Source organism: Kitasatospora sp. NEAU-CNBT7, assembly GCF_057220535.1.
This window is the reverse complement of the sequence record NZ_JBXQQB010000030.1, coordinates 69,732-87,176: the sequence shown is the minus strand read 5'-3', so window position 1 is coordinate 87,176 and position 17,445 is coordinate 69,732. Positions and strand designations below refer to the sequence as shown.

The 17,445-nt window shown below is 71.3% G+C and carries 11 protein-coding genes and 2 pseudogenes; 1 reads left to right on the top strand and 12 read right to left on the bottom strand.

All coding sequences use genetic code 11. The annotated features are described in order from the left end of the window. From fxlM to AC2TEW_RS30170, 8 genes and pseudogenes are all read right to left on the bottom strand, one after another. Positions 1-2,085 (bottom strand): methyltransferase, FxLD system, encoded by a 2,085-nt coding sequence (gene fxlM / locus AC2TEW_RS30205; RefSeq protein WP_484626531.1) that lies wholly within the window; start codon positions 2,083-2,085, stop codon positions 1-3. Positions 2,086-2,100: 15 nt separating this feature from the next. Continuing rightward, a complete protein-coding gene (locus AC2TEW_RS30200) occupies positions 2,101-3,360 on the bottom strand; it encodes a lanthionine synthetase C family protein (RefSeq protein WP_484626530.1) in 1,260 nt (419 codons plus the stop codon). Next, positions 3,357-4,091, bottom strand: a complete 735-nt coding sequence (locus AC2TEW_RS30195) for a thiopeptide-type bacteriocin biosynthesis protein (protein WP_484626552.1) — start codon at positions 4,089-4,091, stop codon at positions 3,357-3,359. The genes AC2TEW_RS30200 and AC2TEW_RS30195 overlap by 4 nt, the downstream gene beginning before the upstream one ends. A 322-nt stretch (positions 4,092-4,413) precedes the next feature. Further along, a pseudogene (locus AC2TEW_RS30190) lies at positions 4,414-6,435 on the bottom strand (lantibiotic dehydratase family protein); the annotation flags it as partial. An 87-nt stretch (positions 6,436-6,522) separates the two neighbouring features. Further along, the gene (gene fxlA / locus AC2TEW_RS30185; RefSeq protein ID WP_484626529.1) at positions 6,523-6,690 is read right to left on the bottom strand and encodes an FxLD family lanthipeptide; all 168 of its coding nucleotides are present in this window, start codon (positions 6,688-6,690) and stop codon (positions 6,523-6,525) included. Positions 6,691-6,937: 247 nt separating this feature from the next. Next, positions 6,938-7,480, bottom strand: a pseudogene (locus AC2TEW_RS30180) (glycosyltransferase); the annotation flags it as partial. A gap of 680 nt (positions 7,481-8,160) precedes the next feature. Then, positions 8,161-8,475 carry a hypothetical protein gene (locus AC2TEW_RS30175; protein ID WP_484626528.1) on the bottom strand — a complete coding sequence of 105 codons (315 nt, stop codon included), beginning with the start codon at positions 8,473-8,475 and terminating at the stop codon, positions 8,161-8,163. Between the two features lie 161 nt (positions 8,476-8,636). Further along, on the bottom strand, positions 8,637-9,077 hold the full coding sequence (locus AC2TEW_RS30170) for an ATP-binding protein (RefSeq protein ID WP_484626551.1): 441 nt from the start codon (positions 9,075-9,077) through the stop codon (positions 8,637-8,639). 253 nt (positions 9,078-9,330) lie between these two features. Here AC2TEW_RS30170 and AC2TEW_RS30165 point away from each other — a divergent pair, with 253 nt between their 5' ends. Beyond that, complete coding sequence (locus tag AC2TEW_RS30165) at positions 9,331-10,677, top strand: hypothetical protein (protein WP_484626527.1); 1,347 nt, start codon at positions 9,331-9,333, stop codon at positions 10,675-10,677. On the opposite strand, the gene AC2TEW_RS30160 is transcribed toward AC2TEW_RS30165, so the two are convergent. From AC2TEW_RS30160 to AC2TEW_RS30145, 4 genes are all read right to left on the bottom strand, one after another. Next, positions 10,674-11,702 carry an NAD-dependent epimerase/dehydratase family protein gene (locus tag AC2TEW_RS30160; RefSeq protein WP_484626526.1) on the bottom strand — a complete coding sequence of 343 codons (1,029 nt, stop codon included), beginning with the start codon at positions 11,700-11,702 and terminating at the stop codon, positions 10,674-10,676. The genes AC2TEW_RS30165 and AC2TEW_RS30160 overlap by 4 nt on opposite strands. A 374-nt stretch (positions 11,703-12,076) precedes the next feature. After that, positions 12,077-14,008, bottom strand: coding sequence for a hypothetical protein (locus AC2TEW_RS30155; RefSeq protein ID WP_484626525.1), 1,932 nt, complete (start codon positions 14,006-14,008; stop codon positions 12,077-12,079). 715 nt (positions 14,009-14,723) lie between these two features. After that, a complete protein-coding gene (locus AC2TEW_RS30150; protein ID WP_484626524.1) occupies positions 14,724-15,527 on the bottom strand; it encodes a helix-turn-helix domain-containing protein in 804 nt (267 codons plus the stop codon). Positions 15,528-16,075: 548 nt separating this feature from the next. Then, positions 16,076-17,431, bottom strand: coding sequence for a cytochrome P450 (locus tag AC2TEW_RS30145; RefSeq protein WP_484626523.1), 1,356 nt, complete (start codon positions 17,429-17,431; stop codon positions 16,076-16,078). Positions 17,432-17,445: the final 14 nt, after the last annotated feature.

Here is a 17,445-nt window from a genome sequence, read left to right as displayed (position 1 = left end):
CTACTCCCAGATGACGGTGATCGGGTGGTTGGGGCGGGGCAGGACGAAGACGCCTGCGGCCGGGTCGGCGGTGGCCGTGGCGTCGGGGAGTTCGAAGCGCACCGCCCGGTCGCGGTAGGCGGTGCCCCAGGTGCGGATCTCCTGGGACACGAGGTCGGCGAGCGCGGCGCCGTCGGGGCCGTGGCCGATGACACCGGTCTCGTACACCTTGCGGCCGTCCTCGCCGGACTCGGCCGGGCGGATGGTGAGGTAGACGAGCGAGGAGCCGCTGACGGTCGCCATGGAGCCCCAGCCGAACATCCGGGCGATGCCGCGTTCCTGGGCGGTGTCGGCCACGCTCATGCGCATCAGGGCGTTGGGGAGCGTGCAGGACAGCCACAGGTCCATGAACTCGTACGTCGTGCCGGCGGGGACGTTCACGCCGGTCCAGCGTTCGTGACGCTCGCCGTCGAGGACGCCGAGCAGGGCGTCGGCGTCCACCGCGTTGGTCTGGTCCTTGTGGACCTGCAGCGTCACATCGTCCTGGGCGGTGAGGGTGACGGTGCGGCGGGCGTCGTCCATGCTGCCGCGCAGCGGCATGAACACCGCGAGCCGGCTGTCGGTGCTGCGCCAGCCGGCCTCTGCGCGTTCGAAGGCGATCGAGCGGGAGGCGGTGCCGCGCAGCCGCAGCGGCAGGACGATCCGCCCGGTGGGCTTGATCTGCTGGAGCCAGGCGGTGGGCATCTCGCTGGTGCTGACGGTGGCGATGATGCGGTCGTAGGGGGCGGCGGCGGGGTGGCCGAGGGCGCCGTCTCCGAGGACGGCGTCCACGTTGGTGACGCCGGCGTCGGCGATGTGCTTGCGGGCGCCGTCCACCAGGTCGTCGTCGACGTCGACGGTCACCACGTGGCCGTCGGGGCCGACGATGACGCCGAGGTAGGCGGCGTTGATGCCGGTGCCGGCGCCGGACTCGAAGATCTTCTCGCAGGGCCGGGCGGCGAGCTGTTCGAGCATCATGGCGACGATCCACGGCTGGGAGGCGGCGCTGATCCGCACGCCCGAGCCGTCGGTCTTCGTGTAGGTGGGGTTGTCCGCGTAGGCCGCGTCCAGGGGGAAGCCGGGCAGGAAGTGTTCGCGGGGCACGGTGCGGAACGCGTTCTCCACCGCCCAGGTGGTGATGGCCTTCTGGGTGAGGAGCCGGTTGGTGAGGCTGTCGCGGAGCTCCTCGGCGGACGGGGTGGCGGTGGTGTCGCTGAGAGTAGTCACGTGGGCGACCCTAGTGGTTGTGCGGATGGTGGACTGCGAGGACGCGGGGTCCTCACCGGAATGGAAGACAGCATCCAACGCCCTTGCTGCCAGGGCGGATTGGTGCTCGATGCGCAGCCCGGCGCGGTTGGCGTGGAAGAGGAGCAGGTGGGCGAGGACGGCTCGCAGCCCCCGCGTGAGGTGGCCGTCGCGGGAGAGCCGCGCGAGGCTCTGCCCGGTCTCCTCGAAGGCGCGGATCCAGGGGGCGTGGCCGGCGAGCGGCCGGCCCGGATCGGTGAGCCGGCGGGTGTCGGCGGTCATCAGGCGGCGCATCGCGGCCGCCGGCTCGGCGGCTCGCTCGGGTGCGACCGCGGGTGCTTCCGGCCGGAGTTCCGCGAACTTGGCCCAGACGTCGCCCTGTTCGTACCAGTCCAGGCCGGCCGCGCGCAGCATGACGGCGGTGAGCAGCACGGTGGTCTCGGCCCGGCCGAGGGCGGCGGTCTGCTGGTGGTCGGCGGCGCGGGCGAGGAGGTGGTGGCTGTCGACGTGGAACAGGCGGTGGGCCGCGTCCATGGCATTCGGGCCGCCGAAGGCCGTGTTCTCGGGCTCGTAGATGCCCAGGCTCCAGCGCTCGAGGTGGCCTTCGTTCGTGAGGTCGTCCAGGAGGGCCGTGATGGCCGGCGCCGGCGCGTCCGCGCGGTAGCGGAGCCGGAAGGGGTCCTTGCGCATGTACCACCAGCCGTCCAGCTCGCCGGTGTGCTGGGCTTCGGTGAGCGCGGGGGCGAGGCGGTGCACGGCGAGGTGCTCGGTGGTTGCGCGGTAGGTGACGGTGATGTCGTGCTGGATCCAGCCGGTGGTCATCAGATCGGTCCTCGGTCAGGTGGTCAGGAGGCAGGCGTCCCAGGGGGTTGCCGGGGTGGTGCCGGTGGCGGGGGCGAGCAGGGCCAGGGCGGTTCCGGCGGCGCCTTCCAGAAACGCGGGCCCTGCTGTGTCGAGCAGGCGGCGGGCCTGCTCGTCGGGGTCGGTGTGCGGCGGGTGGGTGGTGTCCAGGAGGAGGGCGGCGGCGGAGCGCAGCCGGGCGGCGTTGCGCGGGGAGGCGTCGGCGGCGGCGCGGTGGGCGATGTGGGCCAGGCCGGCGTGGCCGTGGCAGGCGGAGACGTCGGTGGTCGCCGCGAGCGCCTTCGGTTCCACGAGGGCGGCGGCGAGGGCGTTCTCGGCGTCGTGGCGCGCGCGGTGGTCGCCGATCGCGGCGGCGGCGAGCTGCTGGGCGCGTGCGATGCCCGCGGTGCCGTAGCACCAGCTCGGCCGTTGCGGCGCCGGTGGCCGCCGGCCGGGACCGGTCAGGTCTTCGCGGGTGACCCAGTACGGCCAGGCATGCCCGTCGCGCCACCGCTCCAGCCAGGCCAGGACGGTCCGGATCGCCGCGCGCTGGCCCTCGACCTCGACGCCACGGCGCAGCGCCACGGCGAGCAGGGCGAGGGGTCCGGCGATGCCGTGCGCGAGGCCGTTGTTGCCGTGCCCGGCGGGGAAGCGCGGGTCCGGTTGGCCGGACGGGCCGTCTGCGGTCCACCAGCCGGGCAGGAGTTCGCCGTCGTGCTTGATGTCCTCGGTCAGGCGGACCAGGCAGGCAAGGACCCGTCGGATCGCTGCGCCTTCGGGGGACCTACTCAGCAGGACGGCTCCGATGCCGGCGAGGCCGCGGATGGTGTCGAACTCGGCCAGCGCCGGGAGGGTGCCGCAGGTGATCCGTTGCCCGACCTGCTCGCAGCGGCGCACCGCGTCGGCAGCGACGGCGTCGTCCAGGTGGGCGAGGGCGTTGCGGTAGGAGCCGGGCCGGGCCTGGGCTGCGCAGGCGAGGGCGTGGGTGAGCGCCGGGGCGCCGTAGTACAGGTAGCTGTCCGCTCCACGGGTGACCGGGGTGCTGGCGGCGAGCGTGAGCCAGGCGCGGGCCCGCTCCCACGGCCCTCGGCCGGTGGCGGCGCGTTCGATGTGGAGCAGGGCGATGCCGGGGGCGCCGTGGGCGAGGGACTGGCGCCACTGCGGCCGGGATGTCCACGCCGTGGGTGCGTTGGCCGGGTCGGCGAGCAGGTCGGCGATCCGGTCCGACAGCCGCAGCGCGGCATGTGGGGTGGTCACTGGTCACCGTCCCGGGAGAGGCGGGCGAGGGCGGCGGCGCGGGCCAGGTAGAGGATCTGGGCTTCGTCGTCGAAGTCGATGCGGTGCGCGCGGACGAAACTACAGTGCAGGAGGGAGCCGAGGACGTCGTCCGCCTCGATGCCCTGGGTGTGCGGGCCGGGGAAGTGGCGGCGGTAGGCCGCGAGGGCGTGGTGGCGGTCGGCCCAGGCGTCCACGATCGCTGTGCCGCCAGGCTCGGCGCGCAACGCGGCCCAGGCCCCTGCGGGATCGGCCAGGCGTACCGCTTCGCGGAACAGCGGCCGGGGCGTGGCGGTCGGCGCCCCTGCGGGCACGCTGGTGACGAGCCACCGCAGGCCGGCGGTGGTGCAGCCGGTGAAGCCCGAGGCGATGGCGACGGCGTGGGCGGCGAGCAGCGCCTGTCGGGCGGGCCGTGCAGGTTGGGAGAACTGGGTGAGGACGGCTACGGAGTCGGCGCGGAACACCTCCTCGGCGGCGGCCCAGGCGGGGCCTTCGCCCCACCGGCCGGTCTCCGTGTACGAGGTCGGGTACACCACCTCGGCGAGCAGACCCGCTTGGTGGAGTTCGGCGGTCCAGGTGCTGATCACGGCGGCGGTGGGGCCGAAGCCGTTCGGGTCGGGCAGGGCGATGCGCAGCCGCAGGTGCGGGCGCGGGTCGCGGAAGCGGACGAACCACCAGGCCGGGTGTCCGAGACGGTTCAGGAGGTCGGGCAGGTGCCGGGTGAGGACGGTGTCCTGGCGCTCCAGGTCTCCGTAGAGCGAGGCGAGGAGCAGCCGGGAGGTGCCGGGTGCGTCGCCGTGGCCCCGGTGCAGGAGCCGGGCGGTCGTCGGCTTGGGCAGGCGCGGCCAGGTCGGCGTCCGGGTGGTGGTGACGGGGATGGCGGATCTCGTGCGCCCGGCCGCCGGCCCAGCCGAGGCTGTCGGGGTCGGGTGCCTCGACGAGGACGGCGTGCGGGGCGGTGTCGAGGTGGTGGCGCAGCAGGGCCCGGTGGCCGGGGTGGTCGAGGTCGAGCGGCAGGCCCTGGCTGTCGGCCGCGAGCATCACGTGGCGCGGGGCCCGGCGCCCGGCGAGCCAGGCGGACAGTGCCTCATTCCACTGGTCGAACCGTGCGGTGCGGGTGGGGAGTTCGGCGGCCGTGAGTCGCCAGGTGGCCGGGGAGAGGATGACGCGGCCGTGCCGAAGCCGGGGCCGGAAGGGCAGCGTGGTGAGGGAGGCCCAGGAGAACTCGGTGACCTGGGCGGCCTGGGCGCGGGACAGCTCGGTGATCAGGCGGGCCAGCGGCGGGGTGTGGGTGCGCAGGTTCAGGGCGTGGGTGGCGGCGGTCTCGATCCTGACGCCGAGGGCCGGCGCCGCCAGGAACATCCGGCGGCCGTCGCAGCCGACCGCCAGGTCCTCCGGCCGCAGGACACCGTCGGCTGCGGGCCGGTGCTCGGCGAGGCTGATCACCGGCTGGCCGGTGGCCAGGCTGCGGGCCACGTGCCCGGTCGCGGCGTCCAGCGGCGGGAACGACAGCTGGGCGGTCACGGTCCGCTCGTCCATCGTCGGCAAACCGGTCAGCACGTCGGTGAACGCCGCCCGGGGCCCCGGGGCGAGGAGGTGGAGAAACCGGCCGACCGAGACGCCGGCCGCCCGGGACGCCGAGACCACCTCCAGCAGAAACTCACCGCGGTCGAGCGCCTGCGTGCTTCGGGCATGGAGGCGGGCGACGACCTCCAGGTGCGGCGGGAACCGGGGCTGCTCCTGGCCGGAGGCGAGGACGGCCAGCAGCCCGTCATCCACGATGACCTCGCGCCTGCCGTCCAGGGCCGCCTGCTGGGCGAGTGCGGCCAGCACCTCGTCCCGGGCGTCGAACCGTGGCGCCTCGGCGGGCCGGGCGCCGGGGTACCCGTCGGGCCAGCCGATCCCGCTGTCCGCCACCATGTCCAGCAGCGGCACCAGCGCCCCGCGGCCGTACCGTTCGTAGAAGCGCTGGTGGAAGGCCCGCCATGCGGCTGTGCCGTTGGGGAACGCGCTGACGCGGGTGAGCAGTTCGGCTGCGCGGGCGGCCTCGTGCGCGACGGTCTCGGGTAGGTCGAGGTCGGCGTCCAGCAGGAGGTCGACGGCGAGCACCGGGCGCTCCGTCCCGGCGAGGCCGTCCAGGGCGGTCCGGGCGGCGCGGCCGGGCTGTCGGTTGTGGTCGGTGAGCAGGGCGTGGGTGGACCGCAGGTTCTCCAGCAGGTCGGTGCCGGTCGGGTCCTCGTCGGCGCCGGCCCGTTCCAGGGCGGCCAGCAGGTACGCGAGCGGGTCCGGTTCGGTCGCCGGGGCGTGGAGGCTGGTGATCAGCGCCCGGGAGGCGACCAGTTCGTCCAGCGCGCCGCTGATCCGGCCGGCGGGTGCGGTGGGGAATTCGGCAGTGAGCTTGTCGGCCAGGTCCTGGATGCCGATCGGGTGGCGGGCGGCGGCCAGGGCGAACGCGACGGGGCGGGTGTGGCGCAGCGTGGTCTCGGAGGCGGTCGTGCTGCCGTCGGGCCGGGTCAACGGCTGGTGAGGGATCACGAGGCGGTCGCCGCGTACGTGGGCGGTGGTGTTCGCTGTCACCTCCAGCCGGGCCAGCAGAGCGGGGCACCGCTCCAGGCGCTCGACAGCGCCGGCGAGCCAGGCCGCCGACGCCCGGGCCACCGGCCGGTGGGCGGCTCCCCACCGGACCGAGGACGACGGGCGGAAGGTGGCCGCCTGCACGCCGGCGAACAGTCCGAACGGGGTCGGCCGGGCCTGGGCGCGCAGCAGGTACCGGGCGGTGGACAGCACGGCTCGCCGTACCTCGCGCGCCGTCGGCTGCGAACAGGCGGTCAGCTGCTCGACGGTGCAGGCCAGGGCCGGGCCGGCCAGCGACAGCGCCTCCCCCAGGTGGTCATCGGCCCACACCGCGCGCAGCCACTCCACCCGCTGGGGTGTCAGGCCGGTGCCGTCGGTGGTGAGGTCCGGCCAGGCGGGCACCGGCAGGTCGGGGTGGGCTACGGCTCGCACCAACGCCACGCCGGCGGCGCGGTAGGGAGCCGTGGGAGCAGGTGGACGCATGGCGTGGCCTCGGGTCGTGGAGCGGGCGGGTGGGTGGTGGCGGGCGGGGTGCCGGGACGTGTGTCCTGGCACCCCGGCCGGGCGGGGTCAGTGCACGCCGGTGGTGCAGGCGCCGCAGGTGGAGCCGCAGCCGTCGTCGGTGAGCACCTGCAGGCTGGCGGCGTCCGCCACCTCGACGGCCGCGACGTCGAGGTCGAAGTCGTCGGCGAAGGCCACCGGGGCGGCCGGGGCCTGCGGCTGGATCTGCTGTGCCATCTGTTCCTCCTGTGCGTTTTCTTACGGGCCCGGTGTCGGGGCGCGGGATTGCGCCCCGCATCACCAGGAGACGGTGATGCGGGTGTGGGTCTTTGTCGATCACACGCTCCGCAGGAAGTCGGCCGTCGGGGTGGACCTCGAGGGCTGACCGTTGCTGGTGTGCGAGGGTCTGGCGGTGGAGGTGTTCGGCGGCTGCCGTGCCGCGTCGCAGCCGCTCGGGTCGGTACAGGCACGCCTGGACGATCGCACGGGCGAGGGCAGCGGTGTCCCCTCGCCCGGCAAGCCGGCCGTTCGCGTCGTGACCGCCGGTCGTGATCTCCCGTTCCAGACTTCCACCAGCGGTGCCGATCACCGGCAGACCGGTGGCCATGACCTCGTGGACCACCCAGGTAGTCTCGGCCGAGCCGGCGAGGAACAGATCGGAGGCAGCGAGCAGGACCGGCCGTTCCTCGAGGTCACACGCCGGCGCCACGATCACGCCGCTCTCGGCGGACGGTCGGAGCTGGGCAGCCCTGGTGGGCGGGCACAGGAGGAGCACCGGGGCGAGGTGTCCGGGAAGACGTGGTGGTCCGACTTGCAGGGATCCGTCGAGGAGGCTGGGGAGGAACTGCAGCTCACCCTCCTCGGGGATGGCGATGATGACCGGTCTCAGTTGCACGTCCTCGCTCCACAGCGTCGGCAGCCCGCGATTGGATACCCGTCCGGGTCTCGCCGCCGCCCGCACGAGGACCCGGGCCCGCTCGGCAGAGAGCAGCGCTCGTGGTCGGAACGATGTGGTGTCAACGAGCATGGTCGCTGTCCTTGGGCCTGTCGGGGTGGCGGACGGGGCGGGACCGGCGGGCCCCAGGGGCGCTGCGCGTTCGCGGGGCGCTCGCGCCCGGGGACCGCCGGCTGCGGGTCGGCCTGTCGGAGGCGGCCGGCCCGCCCCCGGTCCTCGGGGGTTGGTAGGGACCGGGGTGGGTCCCCGTACCGACCGATGGAGCCGCCAACTGGTCGGGACGGGGGATTCAGGGGCGCGGTACGGAAGGGCGTCGCAACTGGGTGCGGGCTCGGCGTAGCGCGTTGGCGAGGTTGTGCGGGTGGGTCGGGAACTGGTGGCCGTCGGGCGGGACCAGCCAGGTTCTGCGCTGAGTCCGGGGCAGGTCCGGGGCGGGCATCGCCACCGCGACCGCCCCTAGGCCGCGCGCATGGCTCGAGTGACCAGCCCGGAGTCCGCTCACTGGCACAAGCCAGTCAGGAACTCGACAGCGCGCCGCCGACGATTGGCACGGGGTCGACTACGACGCCGGCCAGCAGCATGTCCTGGAGCGCTCAGTTCTGAGCCGTCGGCCGGTGACGCGAACGACATCGATAGCCGCCAGCTGACCGACACACAATTCTCTGAACGCCTTAGCGGGGCTGGCGAAGGCCCACGCGAGCGCATGCGAACCGAGGGGTTTGCGAGTATTGCGCTCGTCCTTCGTTCGTGGGTTAGGCGGGGCAGGGATCTCCGCGGCCGAGCAGGCGCGGATCAGCGTCATGGTAGGTGGCAGCTGTGACGACATAGGTCACGTGTCCGTGGGTGAAGGTCACGGCGTGGCTTCGGCCTGCGGCCAGGTCGTCCATCGTTCGGCCGCGGCTCTGATAGCTCCCGAGCCACATCGCTGGCCCGCTGTCGCCGGGCAGTTCGAGCTGAGCTACCAGCCGGTCGACCTGCCGGTGCAGCTCGAGCGTGGCCAGGCGCACGTCTGGTGCTCCGCCGCTCCACAGTCGCAGAGGTTGCCCGTGGCTGTAGTAGGCGATCACGGTGCACCAGAACGGCTCCGAGGGAAAGCAGGGGCGTTCGCGGGCGAAGACGCTCGGAGCCTTTTCTGCCCGGCGAGTTGCCTTAGAGTAGGGCTGTAGGTAAGTCCGGGCTGGAGGGCGATGCCGACCAATGGCGCTCAGTGTCCGACGGATTGTAGTCTTCACGAGGTGCTCCTTGGTGTGTCTTCGGCAGTGAGGAGAACCCTCGCTGACACCTTCTTGGTCGTCTGATATGTAGCCACCGCCATGTCATCGGCGAGCTGGCGTACGAGGATCAGGCCTCGTCCCCTCTCGCCCCGGGGGACGTAGGTTCGGGGAATCGCCAGGTCAGGGCGCCCGTCCAGGACCTCGATCCGGCATTCGCCTGCGACCTCCTGGACACGAAGTCCGACCATGCCGCCCGGTTGGGAGGCGTGCTGGATGGCATTGGTCACCAGCTCAGAGCAGATGGAGACGACGTCATTCGCCCGCCCGCCCTCCCACCCCCACCCCTTGAGCAGTGAGCGTACGTCCTGGCGAGCTGCGGCAACCGCTTCCGGGACGGCTGTGAGTGTGGTCTGCCACCGTCGGAGACGGGGACTCGACTGCTGGACGGCCACCATCTGCATAGCTTCCTCCCCAGGAGCGTCTGAACGCCCCATGCCTTGTTTGCTTGCTGGAATCAACAGTGGACCTGCCGACGGGACATAACCACCACCGCGAGGTAGACAGTTGACTCTCGTTCTGCGGACGCGAAGGACAAAGTATGGACAGGTAGCTGACAGTTCTTCAGGGCCCCCTGTAGGCGCCGGTGCCATAGTGGTAGGCAATGGGGAGGCGATTCGCAGTTGGGTCTGCAGTCTCGAAAGGACCGCCATGAGCAGCAACCTGTTCGATGCTTTAGTCACTCGCGAGAGAATGGACTTCCGCACCTTCCAAGCCGAGTATCGGCGCGTCGCGTCGGAGCTCTACCGGGACACCGGCGACCTTGCATTCAAGAACCCCACGCTGACGACCAAGAGCTTCCTGCGGTGGCGGAACGGGGATGTGACTCGGCCGCACCATCCCGCTCCGACAATCCTCAAGAGCATGTTCGGCAGGCCCATGCACGAGCTGCTCGCGCCCCGCACCGACGAGCAGGTCCGTGCGCTGCAAGCAGCACAGGCTCCTGTGCTCGATGAGAGAGAAGTGGTTATGACCGCACGAGATGCCCGTGCCCACGCCGCTGCGGCAGCCTCCCAGTTGCTGCCTGATCTAAGCCTCGACCAGCTCGAAGACGATCTGGTGCGTCTGGTACGGTCCACGAGCTCCAGGCCGCCTCACGTTGTTTTCATCCAGGCGAAGGAACTGCTCGACCTGGTGAAGGTGATGTTGGACCGCACCCAGGTGCTGTCGCAACGAGGGCGACTGTTCCTCGTCGCCGGCCAGGCGTCGGCGCTGTTGGCCGCGTGCGCGTTCGACCTCGGCTCCATGCCCAATGCGTTCGAACTGACACGCGCGGCTGCGCTCTACGGCCAGGTCGCCGAGCACGGGCCGCTCCAGGCGTACTCTCACGGCTACCTAGCCGTGCTGTACTACTGGAACTGCAATCCTGCCCAGGCAGTGCGTCAGATCGAGCAGGCGCAGACCTTCCGCGGTGTCGGTGCCACGGGAGCGGCCCGGCTGGCGGCGATCGCGGCCCGTGCCTACGCACACCTCGGCCGCGCCGATGAGGCACGCGGTGCGATACTGCGCAGCGTGGCCGACCGTTGCTCTGCAAGGGACGACATCCACGACGGCGTGGCGGGCGAGTTCGACTTCACCCTGGAGCGGGTTGGTATGAGTAACAGCGCCTCTCTGCTGCTCCTGAGGGATGGCGCCGGCGCCGAAGCCTCAGCCCGGTGGTCGCTGGAACTGATCACTGCCCGATCGCAGGGTACTCTGCCGATGGTCGTGGCCCCACAGGCCAATGCCGATCTTGCCGCGGCTCTGTTGATGCGCCATGAGCTGGACGGTGCAGTTGACGCTCTTCGCCCGGTCTTCAGCCTGCCCCGGGAGTGGCGGGGTGCTGGGCTCGCTGGCCGGGTCAGCGCGATCCGCGGCGAGCTCGCTTCGCCGACGTTCCGGAACACTCAACTCGCACAGGAACTCGCGGAGCGGATCGATGACTTCACTCTCGTAGCTGCGCCGCAGGTCCTCCAATCGGGCTCGGTACGGCTCGCCCTCGATGATGGCAACAGCTAGGCTACGCTCTCGAGAATTCCTCGCTCCCTGTCCGGATCGATCCCGTGCCTGGCCCAACGCCTATGCGGTACTGGAACGTTGCCTTCGCTCAGCCACGTCCAAGTGTCGGCAACAGTTGCGGCAAGCGGCCGACTACGGAAGCCGGCCGCGACAGCCGAGGACGCGTCGATGGCGGACACGCCCGGGTGAGTCCACCAGAGGGGGAGCTCTGTCCACTGGCGAAGTCCCTGGCGGAGCAGGATCTCGTCCTCGACCCACACCAGCTCGCCGGAGCTGTTGGTAACGTCCAAGCAATCCTGGAGGAACCCGCCCATCGACTCGCGTCCGATCGGCGCAGCGAGGTTGTGGACCTGATGACCGACGTGATGACTCTGGTCGAGCGTGAACGAGGCGACATCTCGGACATCCACCGACTGAATGCTCCTCGCGGGATCACCGGGCGCGAGAATCCGTCCTCCCCGCTCGGCGCGACGCAGCCACCACGGCAGCCGGCCCACGTACTCCCCGGGGCCGAGGATCACACTGGGTCTGAGAAGGCTTGTACGAGCGAGCCCGAACGTGTCGACCACGGAACGTTCGGTGCCGGCCTTTCGTCGCCCATAGTCGGGGTTAATACCTGACGCCCCATCCAGCATCTGAGCAGGCTCTGGGTTGGCGTGTGCCGACGCTGCCCACACCGGCGAGTCCGTGTTTAGGGGTTTATAAGGCCAGCCCTCGTATACGGCCACAGTGGAGACGTATACGTACCTGCTAGCGATTGGTTCTAGAGCGCGGGCGCCGGCCAGCACATCACGCGGGCTTAACGCGGAGGCGGACGTGTCGACCACGGCATCCCACGGGCCCTGCCGAGCGAGCAGGGCAAGATCCTCGGGTCGCTGACGGTCACCATGCATGGCTTCCGCACCAGCTATGGGCCTGCCGGACCGACCGCGGGTGAAGGTCGTCACGTCCCAGCCGCGGGCAAGTGCGTCGGTTACGACCGCAGGGCCCAGGAACCAGCCACCACCCAGGACGAGAATCCTCATGCGGGCGATCCTGCCAGTTCTCGTCCCCACGCGCAGCCGTCCGCTGAATCGTTCGATTCCTGATCGCGGTGCAGCCGAGGTAGACGTCAACGACGTGAGGGCCTCAGACGTCTCTACGAAAGTGCAATCGAAGCTACCGCCGTCGGACAACTCGATCCTCAGCTGCTCTCCAGGGAGACGGAGTAGGCCCAGGCGCCTGCGGCGGGATGATGGTGACGGTGCTCGATCCCGCTCTGGGTGGATCGGCGAAGTGGCAGCAAGGCCCGTCCGGTCTGGTAGTGAGCGGCTGCCCCGGCCCGGTCCCGATGTCGGCCTCCGTTCCAATTGTGTGCGGGCTCGTAATGGCGCTGACAGCGGATCGTGCCGGATGGCCTTCACGACTGCCCGGCCACGGTCCGGACAGGTTGTACCGCCGTGGCCGTCGGGCCACTCCGTCGGTACGCCTCGACCCGCTGCAGTCGCTCGGCCAGGAGGCACTCGGCGGCACGCCGGCGCGCACACTCACCGGCCATGTCGGCAGCCGTGACGGCGGCCCGCCGGTCGGGGTAACGGTGCGCGGCCCGTAGACGGGCCTCACGTGCCTGGCCGGCCTCGCGGTCGGCTGCCGGGTGCCGGCCGAGGATCCGCAGCGCGGCGTCGCGGAACTCGTCGGCCGCGTGCTGGGCGACCAGCCGGTCGGATGCGGTGGCGATCAGGTTGTCGGCGCCCGGGGCGCGGGCGCTGAGCATCCGGTCGCGGAGCTCGGCGCGGGCGCGGCGGGCCCACTCGACGATCTCGGCCGGGTTGTCGAGGTCGGCGTTCCCCGCGATCGCGTGGTCGACGCACGCGACGATGGCCTCCTTCGCCACCTGCCTGCCCGAGCACACCGGGCACAGACCGCAAGCGTTGGCAGCGCCGCAGTCCTCGCAGGCCACGGCCTGCCGGGTCGCCGCGGCGACCTGCTCCTGCTCCCGGCGCTCGGCCACGACCTGTGCTCGCCGTAGTTCGTCGCAATGGCGCAGCTGCACAGAGGCCGCGCGCCAGCGGGCGCGCTGGTCCGTCCAATTCTGCAGGCGGCGTTCGTGCAGGGCCCGGCGTTCGTCGCGGTCGGCACCGGGGTGTTCGGCGGTGATCTCGGCCGCCAGGATGCGGCGGACGGACCGGCGGTCCGCGATGCGCATCCGGCAGGTCTCGCAGTCGACCCCGGTGTCCAGTCGGATTCCCCCGTCGCAGGACGGGTGCGGGCACTCCACGCGCTGCGGCAGACCTCGGTGCAGCAGCCAGCCGACCGGATCCGTCACGCGAGCGCTGCGCTCCTGGTCTTGCAGTCGCTGTCCCAGGCGCTCGCGAAGTACCTCCGAGGCGTGCGCGGTGCCGGACCACAAGGAGATCCGGTCGAGTTCGCTGCGGGCAGCCGCGACGACGACTGCCCGGGCTCCGGGCCGCAGGCGGCCCCACAGGGCGGCGACCGGGTGCAGGGCCTGCCGGACGTCCTGCGGGAGCCGGCCACCGGCCGGCCGCTGCTGGCCCAGGTTCACGCCGGTGCGCTTGGCGGAGCCGGTGCCACGGCCAGGGCCGGGTCGGGCACCTGGTGCCCGGTCAGGCTCGCGGTCGCCCGCGTCGCGCGGTACGGCGGTGGCCGCTACGCGGGAACAGCCACCCACCACCTCCTGCCTGATCACAAGAGCTTGATCAAGAGGGCCTGTTTGTGTCACCGATCCGGCAGGGGCCGCTGTCACGGCTTCATGAGGGGTACCTGTCACGGAAGTTGCAGGGGCCGCGGCGGTGAGATGTGGGGCGATGCCGGCAACCGGGGCCGGATGGACCGTGTACCGGAAGGCGCAACCGGGCGCGCCGTGCCGGGTGAGCCAGCCCGAGGCGACGAGGTCCGCCACCGCATCCCGTGCCGTCGTCTCGGAGAGGCTGCAGTCCGCGGCGATCCTCCTGATCGGTGTCGGATCGGGCAGCAGCTGCCGCAGGGACAGGTAGCAGTAGATGGCGAACCTGGTGCCGGGCAGCTGGTCACGGGAGTACCCGGACACGCACACGGCCAGCGCGTCCGGGGCGGGGTGCTTGACCCAGCGCTCCATGGTCCCGGTCCGCGGGTGGAAGACGGAGCGGACCATTCCCTCGCCGTTGAGGTCCCGGTCCTCCAGTCCGGCCAGGATTCTGTTCACACCGCCCCGGCTCAGACGAAGGTGAGCGGCGATCGTCCCGTCCGCAGCGAAACACCTGCCGGAGGTGTAGATGTAGTCGGAGATCTTGCTGAGCACGCGCATCTCGTTGCCGGTGAGGCGCCCCACCCAGGAGGCGTCGAACCGGGTCACGGCCCCACGTCGCACCGCGTCGGGCGAGGCCGCAGCCAGGGCGGGCCGACCGTCTACCGATGTGGGCCTCGAGGCCGCAGCCTGGAGGGCACTCATCGCTCACCCCGCGGTGCAAGGAGCGCTCCTGGGGCGGACGGTCGGTGCCACCGCGCCGGGGTGTGCCGAGCAGCCAGGGCGGGACGGGCGGAACCGGGCGCGGGCTGTTGCCCGGATCCGGTGGGCGGTCGGCGTGAAACCGGGGGCCCACCGGCGCTTCGGACGGCGGGAGGTGATGGCAACTCACCGGTTTCACTGCTGATGAGTGATGTCGCTTGGGCGTGGCAAAGCTGAGCCGATTCAGGCATGATGATTTGGTCTCTACTGGTATGGGGACAGCGTGAATCCCTGAGCCCTCTCCGGCTTCAGGGGTGAAATTTCAGGGAGCGACCCACCCGATCCGGGCGGTGTTCCCCCGGGACCTGATCCGCTTGCAGGCGGTGGGTCCTCGAACCTCGACCGGGCCGGCCGAGCTGGTACTCGGCCAGGTCCGGCGATGACGGTCGGCGCCGCCGAGCGCGGTGCGTCCAACACCGGAGCGAAAGCGGCTGCCTATCCGTCCCGCCGTGCGTCTTCGGCCCCCGGCGGTCGCGGAACCACCTCGCCCCCGGTTGCTCGGCCTGGTCCGGCCGTTCTCGGCTCCACGCCGCACCAAGGCGCGAACTGTGCCGACGGCGGCTCAGCACGCCTGGGCAAGGGGCGGAAGGACGTGCCGGATGGCGCGGACGTGCTCCAGGTGGCGGGTCATCGCCGCAGCCGCGTCCATCGTCACATCGGTGATCCGCTCGGTCCGCCGGGCGAGATGGGCGTCGGGAGCCAGGAGGCTGACCGATCCGACGAGGATGTTCCCCCGTCGCAGAGGGACCGAGAGCATCGACCAGCCGACCAGCGGTGCTCTCGTCACCGCGTACCCCTGGATCCGGATGCGTCGCAGGATCGGGGCGGAAGGCGCCCCGTCGTCCAGGTTCGCGAGGATCACCAGGCCCGCGGCGTCGACATGCAGCGGTGCCTGCCGGAAGGCGGCACCGGCCTCGGCGGACAGCGCCGCGGCGAAGTCGCTGCGACGCCCGTGCGCCACCTCGACACAGACCCGGGTGGGGACACCGATGAGGAGGTGGCTGTGGATCGCCGCCACCTGGCCGGTACGCCGCTGCAGGTGCCCGAGCTCCTCCGAGATCGCCGGGGACCTGGCCGGCAGCGCCGTCAGGACGTCGGAGCTGGCCGCCTGCAGAGGTGTGGGAGCCACCGCGTAGTGGCCGTACTTCGGCTGCGTGTACGTGCCCGTGTGGACCCCCGACTGGAGGATGCGGTGCACGGACGAGCGGGACAGCCCACTGCTGCTGATCACATCGGAGAGCGGATGGGCGCCCGGACCCAGCTCGAGTAACGCCCTCAGAACCTGGTAGGCACGGGCGGCAGAGCTGCTGTGCTCACTGCCGGCGTCCTCTGGTGGGTGCGCCCGCAGGGGCGGCTGCGCGGTCATCTGGACCTCCCGATCGAGATGTCGATGGACACTCAAAAGCGTTAAGGTGCGAGTGCATTGGTTGCCGCCTCAACTACGGCTGGGCGTGAGTCCCCGGCTCGCCGACCGTCGCCGACTTCATCGGGGGCCGAATCCGTCGAGTGGTGGTACGCGGACGACTGTCGGTCCCGCAGTGGCGCCGTCCCAGCGTTATGCAGGGGACGGTTGGCGACAAGAGTTTCTCGAGTTGTTGCAGACGCGTGGTAACAACTGTGGGGTTGTTTCCACCCGAGCAACAGGTCGACCCCGTTGCCCCGGGACTTGTGTGCAGCTGCCGTCGTTCGCACCGTTGACACCACGGTGGCTCAGACGTTGACCATGGGTGTCGTCCGTCGGGCTGCCGCGAACGGCTGCCCGACCATTCGCGGATGCTCGCCGCTGCGCGCCCGAGCGTTGCTGCTGCCGGCCGTCGGCTGCCGTCCGCGCGCAACGCCGGTTCCGGATCTGCATGGGTGGACGCCGTGTTCGCCGGTCGCATCAAGGCGCGGCAGGCCGACCGGCAGGCGCTCTCAGCCGCGAATGTCCGACGTGTGCCGGGCTATCACGGTCATGGCCAGGTGGTCCGCCCGTGGTACCGCCGCGGCGACCTCCCGCGGCTCGGCCTCGGTCGCCGGCCGCAGCTGCCACCGGGACAACACGGTGGCGAGCGCGAGGGTGATCTCGGTCCAGCTGAAGGCGTCGCCGATGCACTTGCGGTTTCCCGCGCCGAACGGGAGGAAGGCCTGCCGCACTTCCGGGCCGCGGCCGGGCAGCCAGCGGTCCGGATCGAAGCGCTGGGGCTCGGGGTACACCCGGGCATCCTGGTGGAGGGCGTACAGGCTGAAGGCGACCTCGGTGCCGACGGGCAGAAGGACCCCGCCGATCTCCACCGGCTCGATGGCACGACGCATCAGCAGTGTGACGCTGTGCAGCCTGGCGACCTCGTCGATCACACGCCGCAGGTACGGGAGCCGGGCCATGTCGGCGAACGTCACCGGCCGCGTGCCCACTACGGCATCTATCTCGGCAAGGAGCTGGCGCTCGACATCGGGGTGACGGGCGATCTCGTGGAACGCCCACGCAAGGGTGGTGGCCGTCGTCTCCGTGCCGGCGAACAGGATCGTGCCGAGCTCCTCACGGACCTCCACGTCGGACAGCTTCTCGCCGCTGTCCGCGTCCCTGGCGGCGATGAGGGTCGACAGGAGGTCCGGCTGATCGTCGCTGCCCACCTGGCGGACGGCCGCGACGACCTCGTCGATGACCTGGTGCAGTTCCCTGGTGGCGGCATCGAAGCGGCGGTTCGCCGGGATGGGCATGCCGTCGAGGATCTTGGGGGACACGGTCCGGGTCAGCAGGTTCTCGATGATGATCGGAACGTTGCGCTGGACGACCTCCGCTGCCGGCTTTCCGATGTCGGTGGAGAACATCGTGGCCGCCAGGGTGGTGACGACCCACTCCGCCATCACCTTCCCCACGTCCAGCGTCTGGCCTGGCACCCAGGAGTCGGCCAGCTCGCGGGCCCGTGCGCTCATCAGCTCGGCGTAGCCCGCGATGCGCCTCTGGTGGAACATCGGCTGCATGAGCCGGCGGTGCTGGCGGTGGGTCGCGCCGTCGGAGGTGGCCAGGCCGTCACCCACCAGGCTGCGGAGCCGGTCGAAGAACCGTCCCTTGTGGAAGCGCCCTGCCTGGGTCACCATTACCTCGTACGCGAGCTCGAGGCTGTTGACGAACACGACCGGCATCGTGCCGATGTGGACCCGGGTGAGGTCGCCGGTGTCCTTCAGGGTCCGCAGGAAAGCCAGGGGACCGCGCGACAGGGGGACCATGTGTCCGATCCCGGGAAGCCAGCCGGGGGCCCGTGGTATCGATCGCAACCCGGCTTTCACGGTCGGTCCCTTCT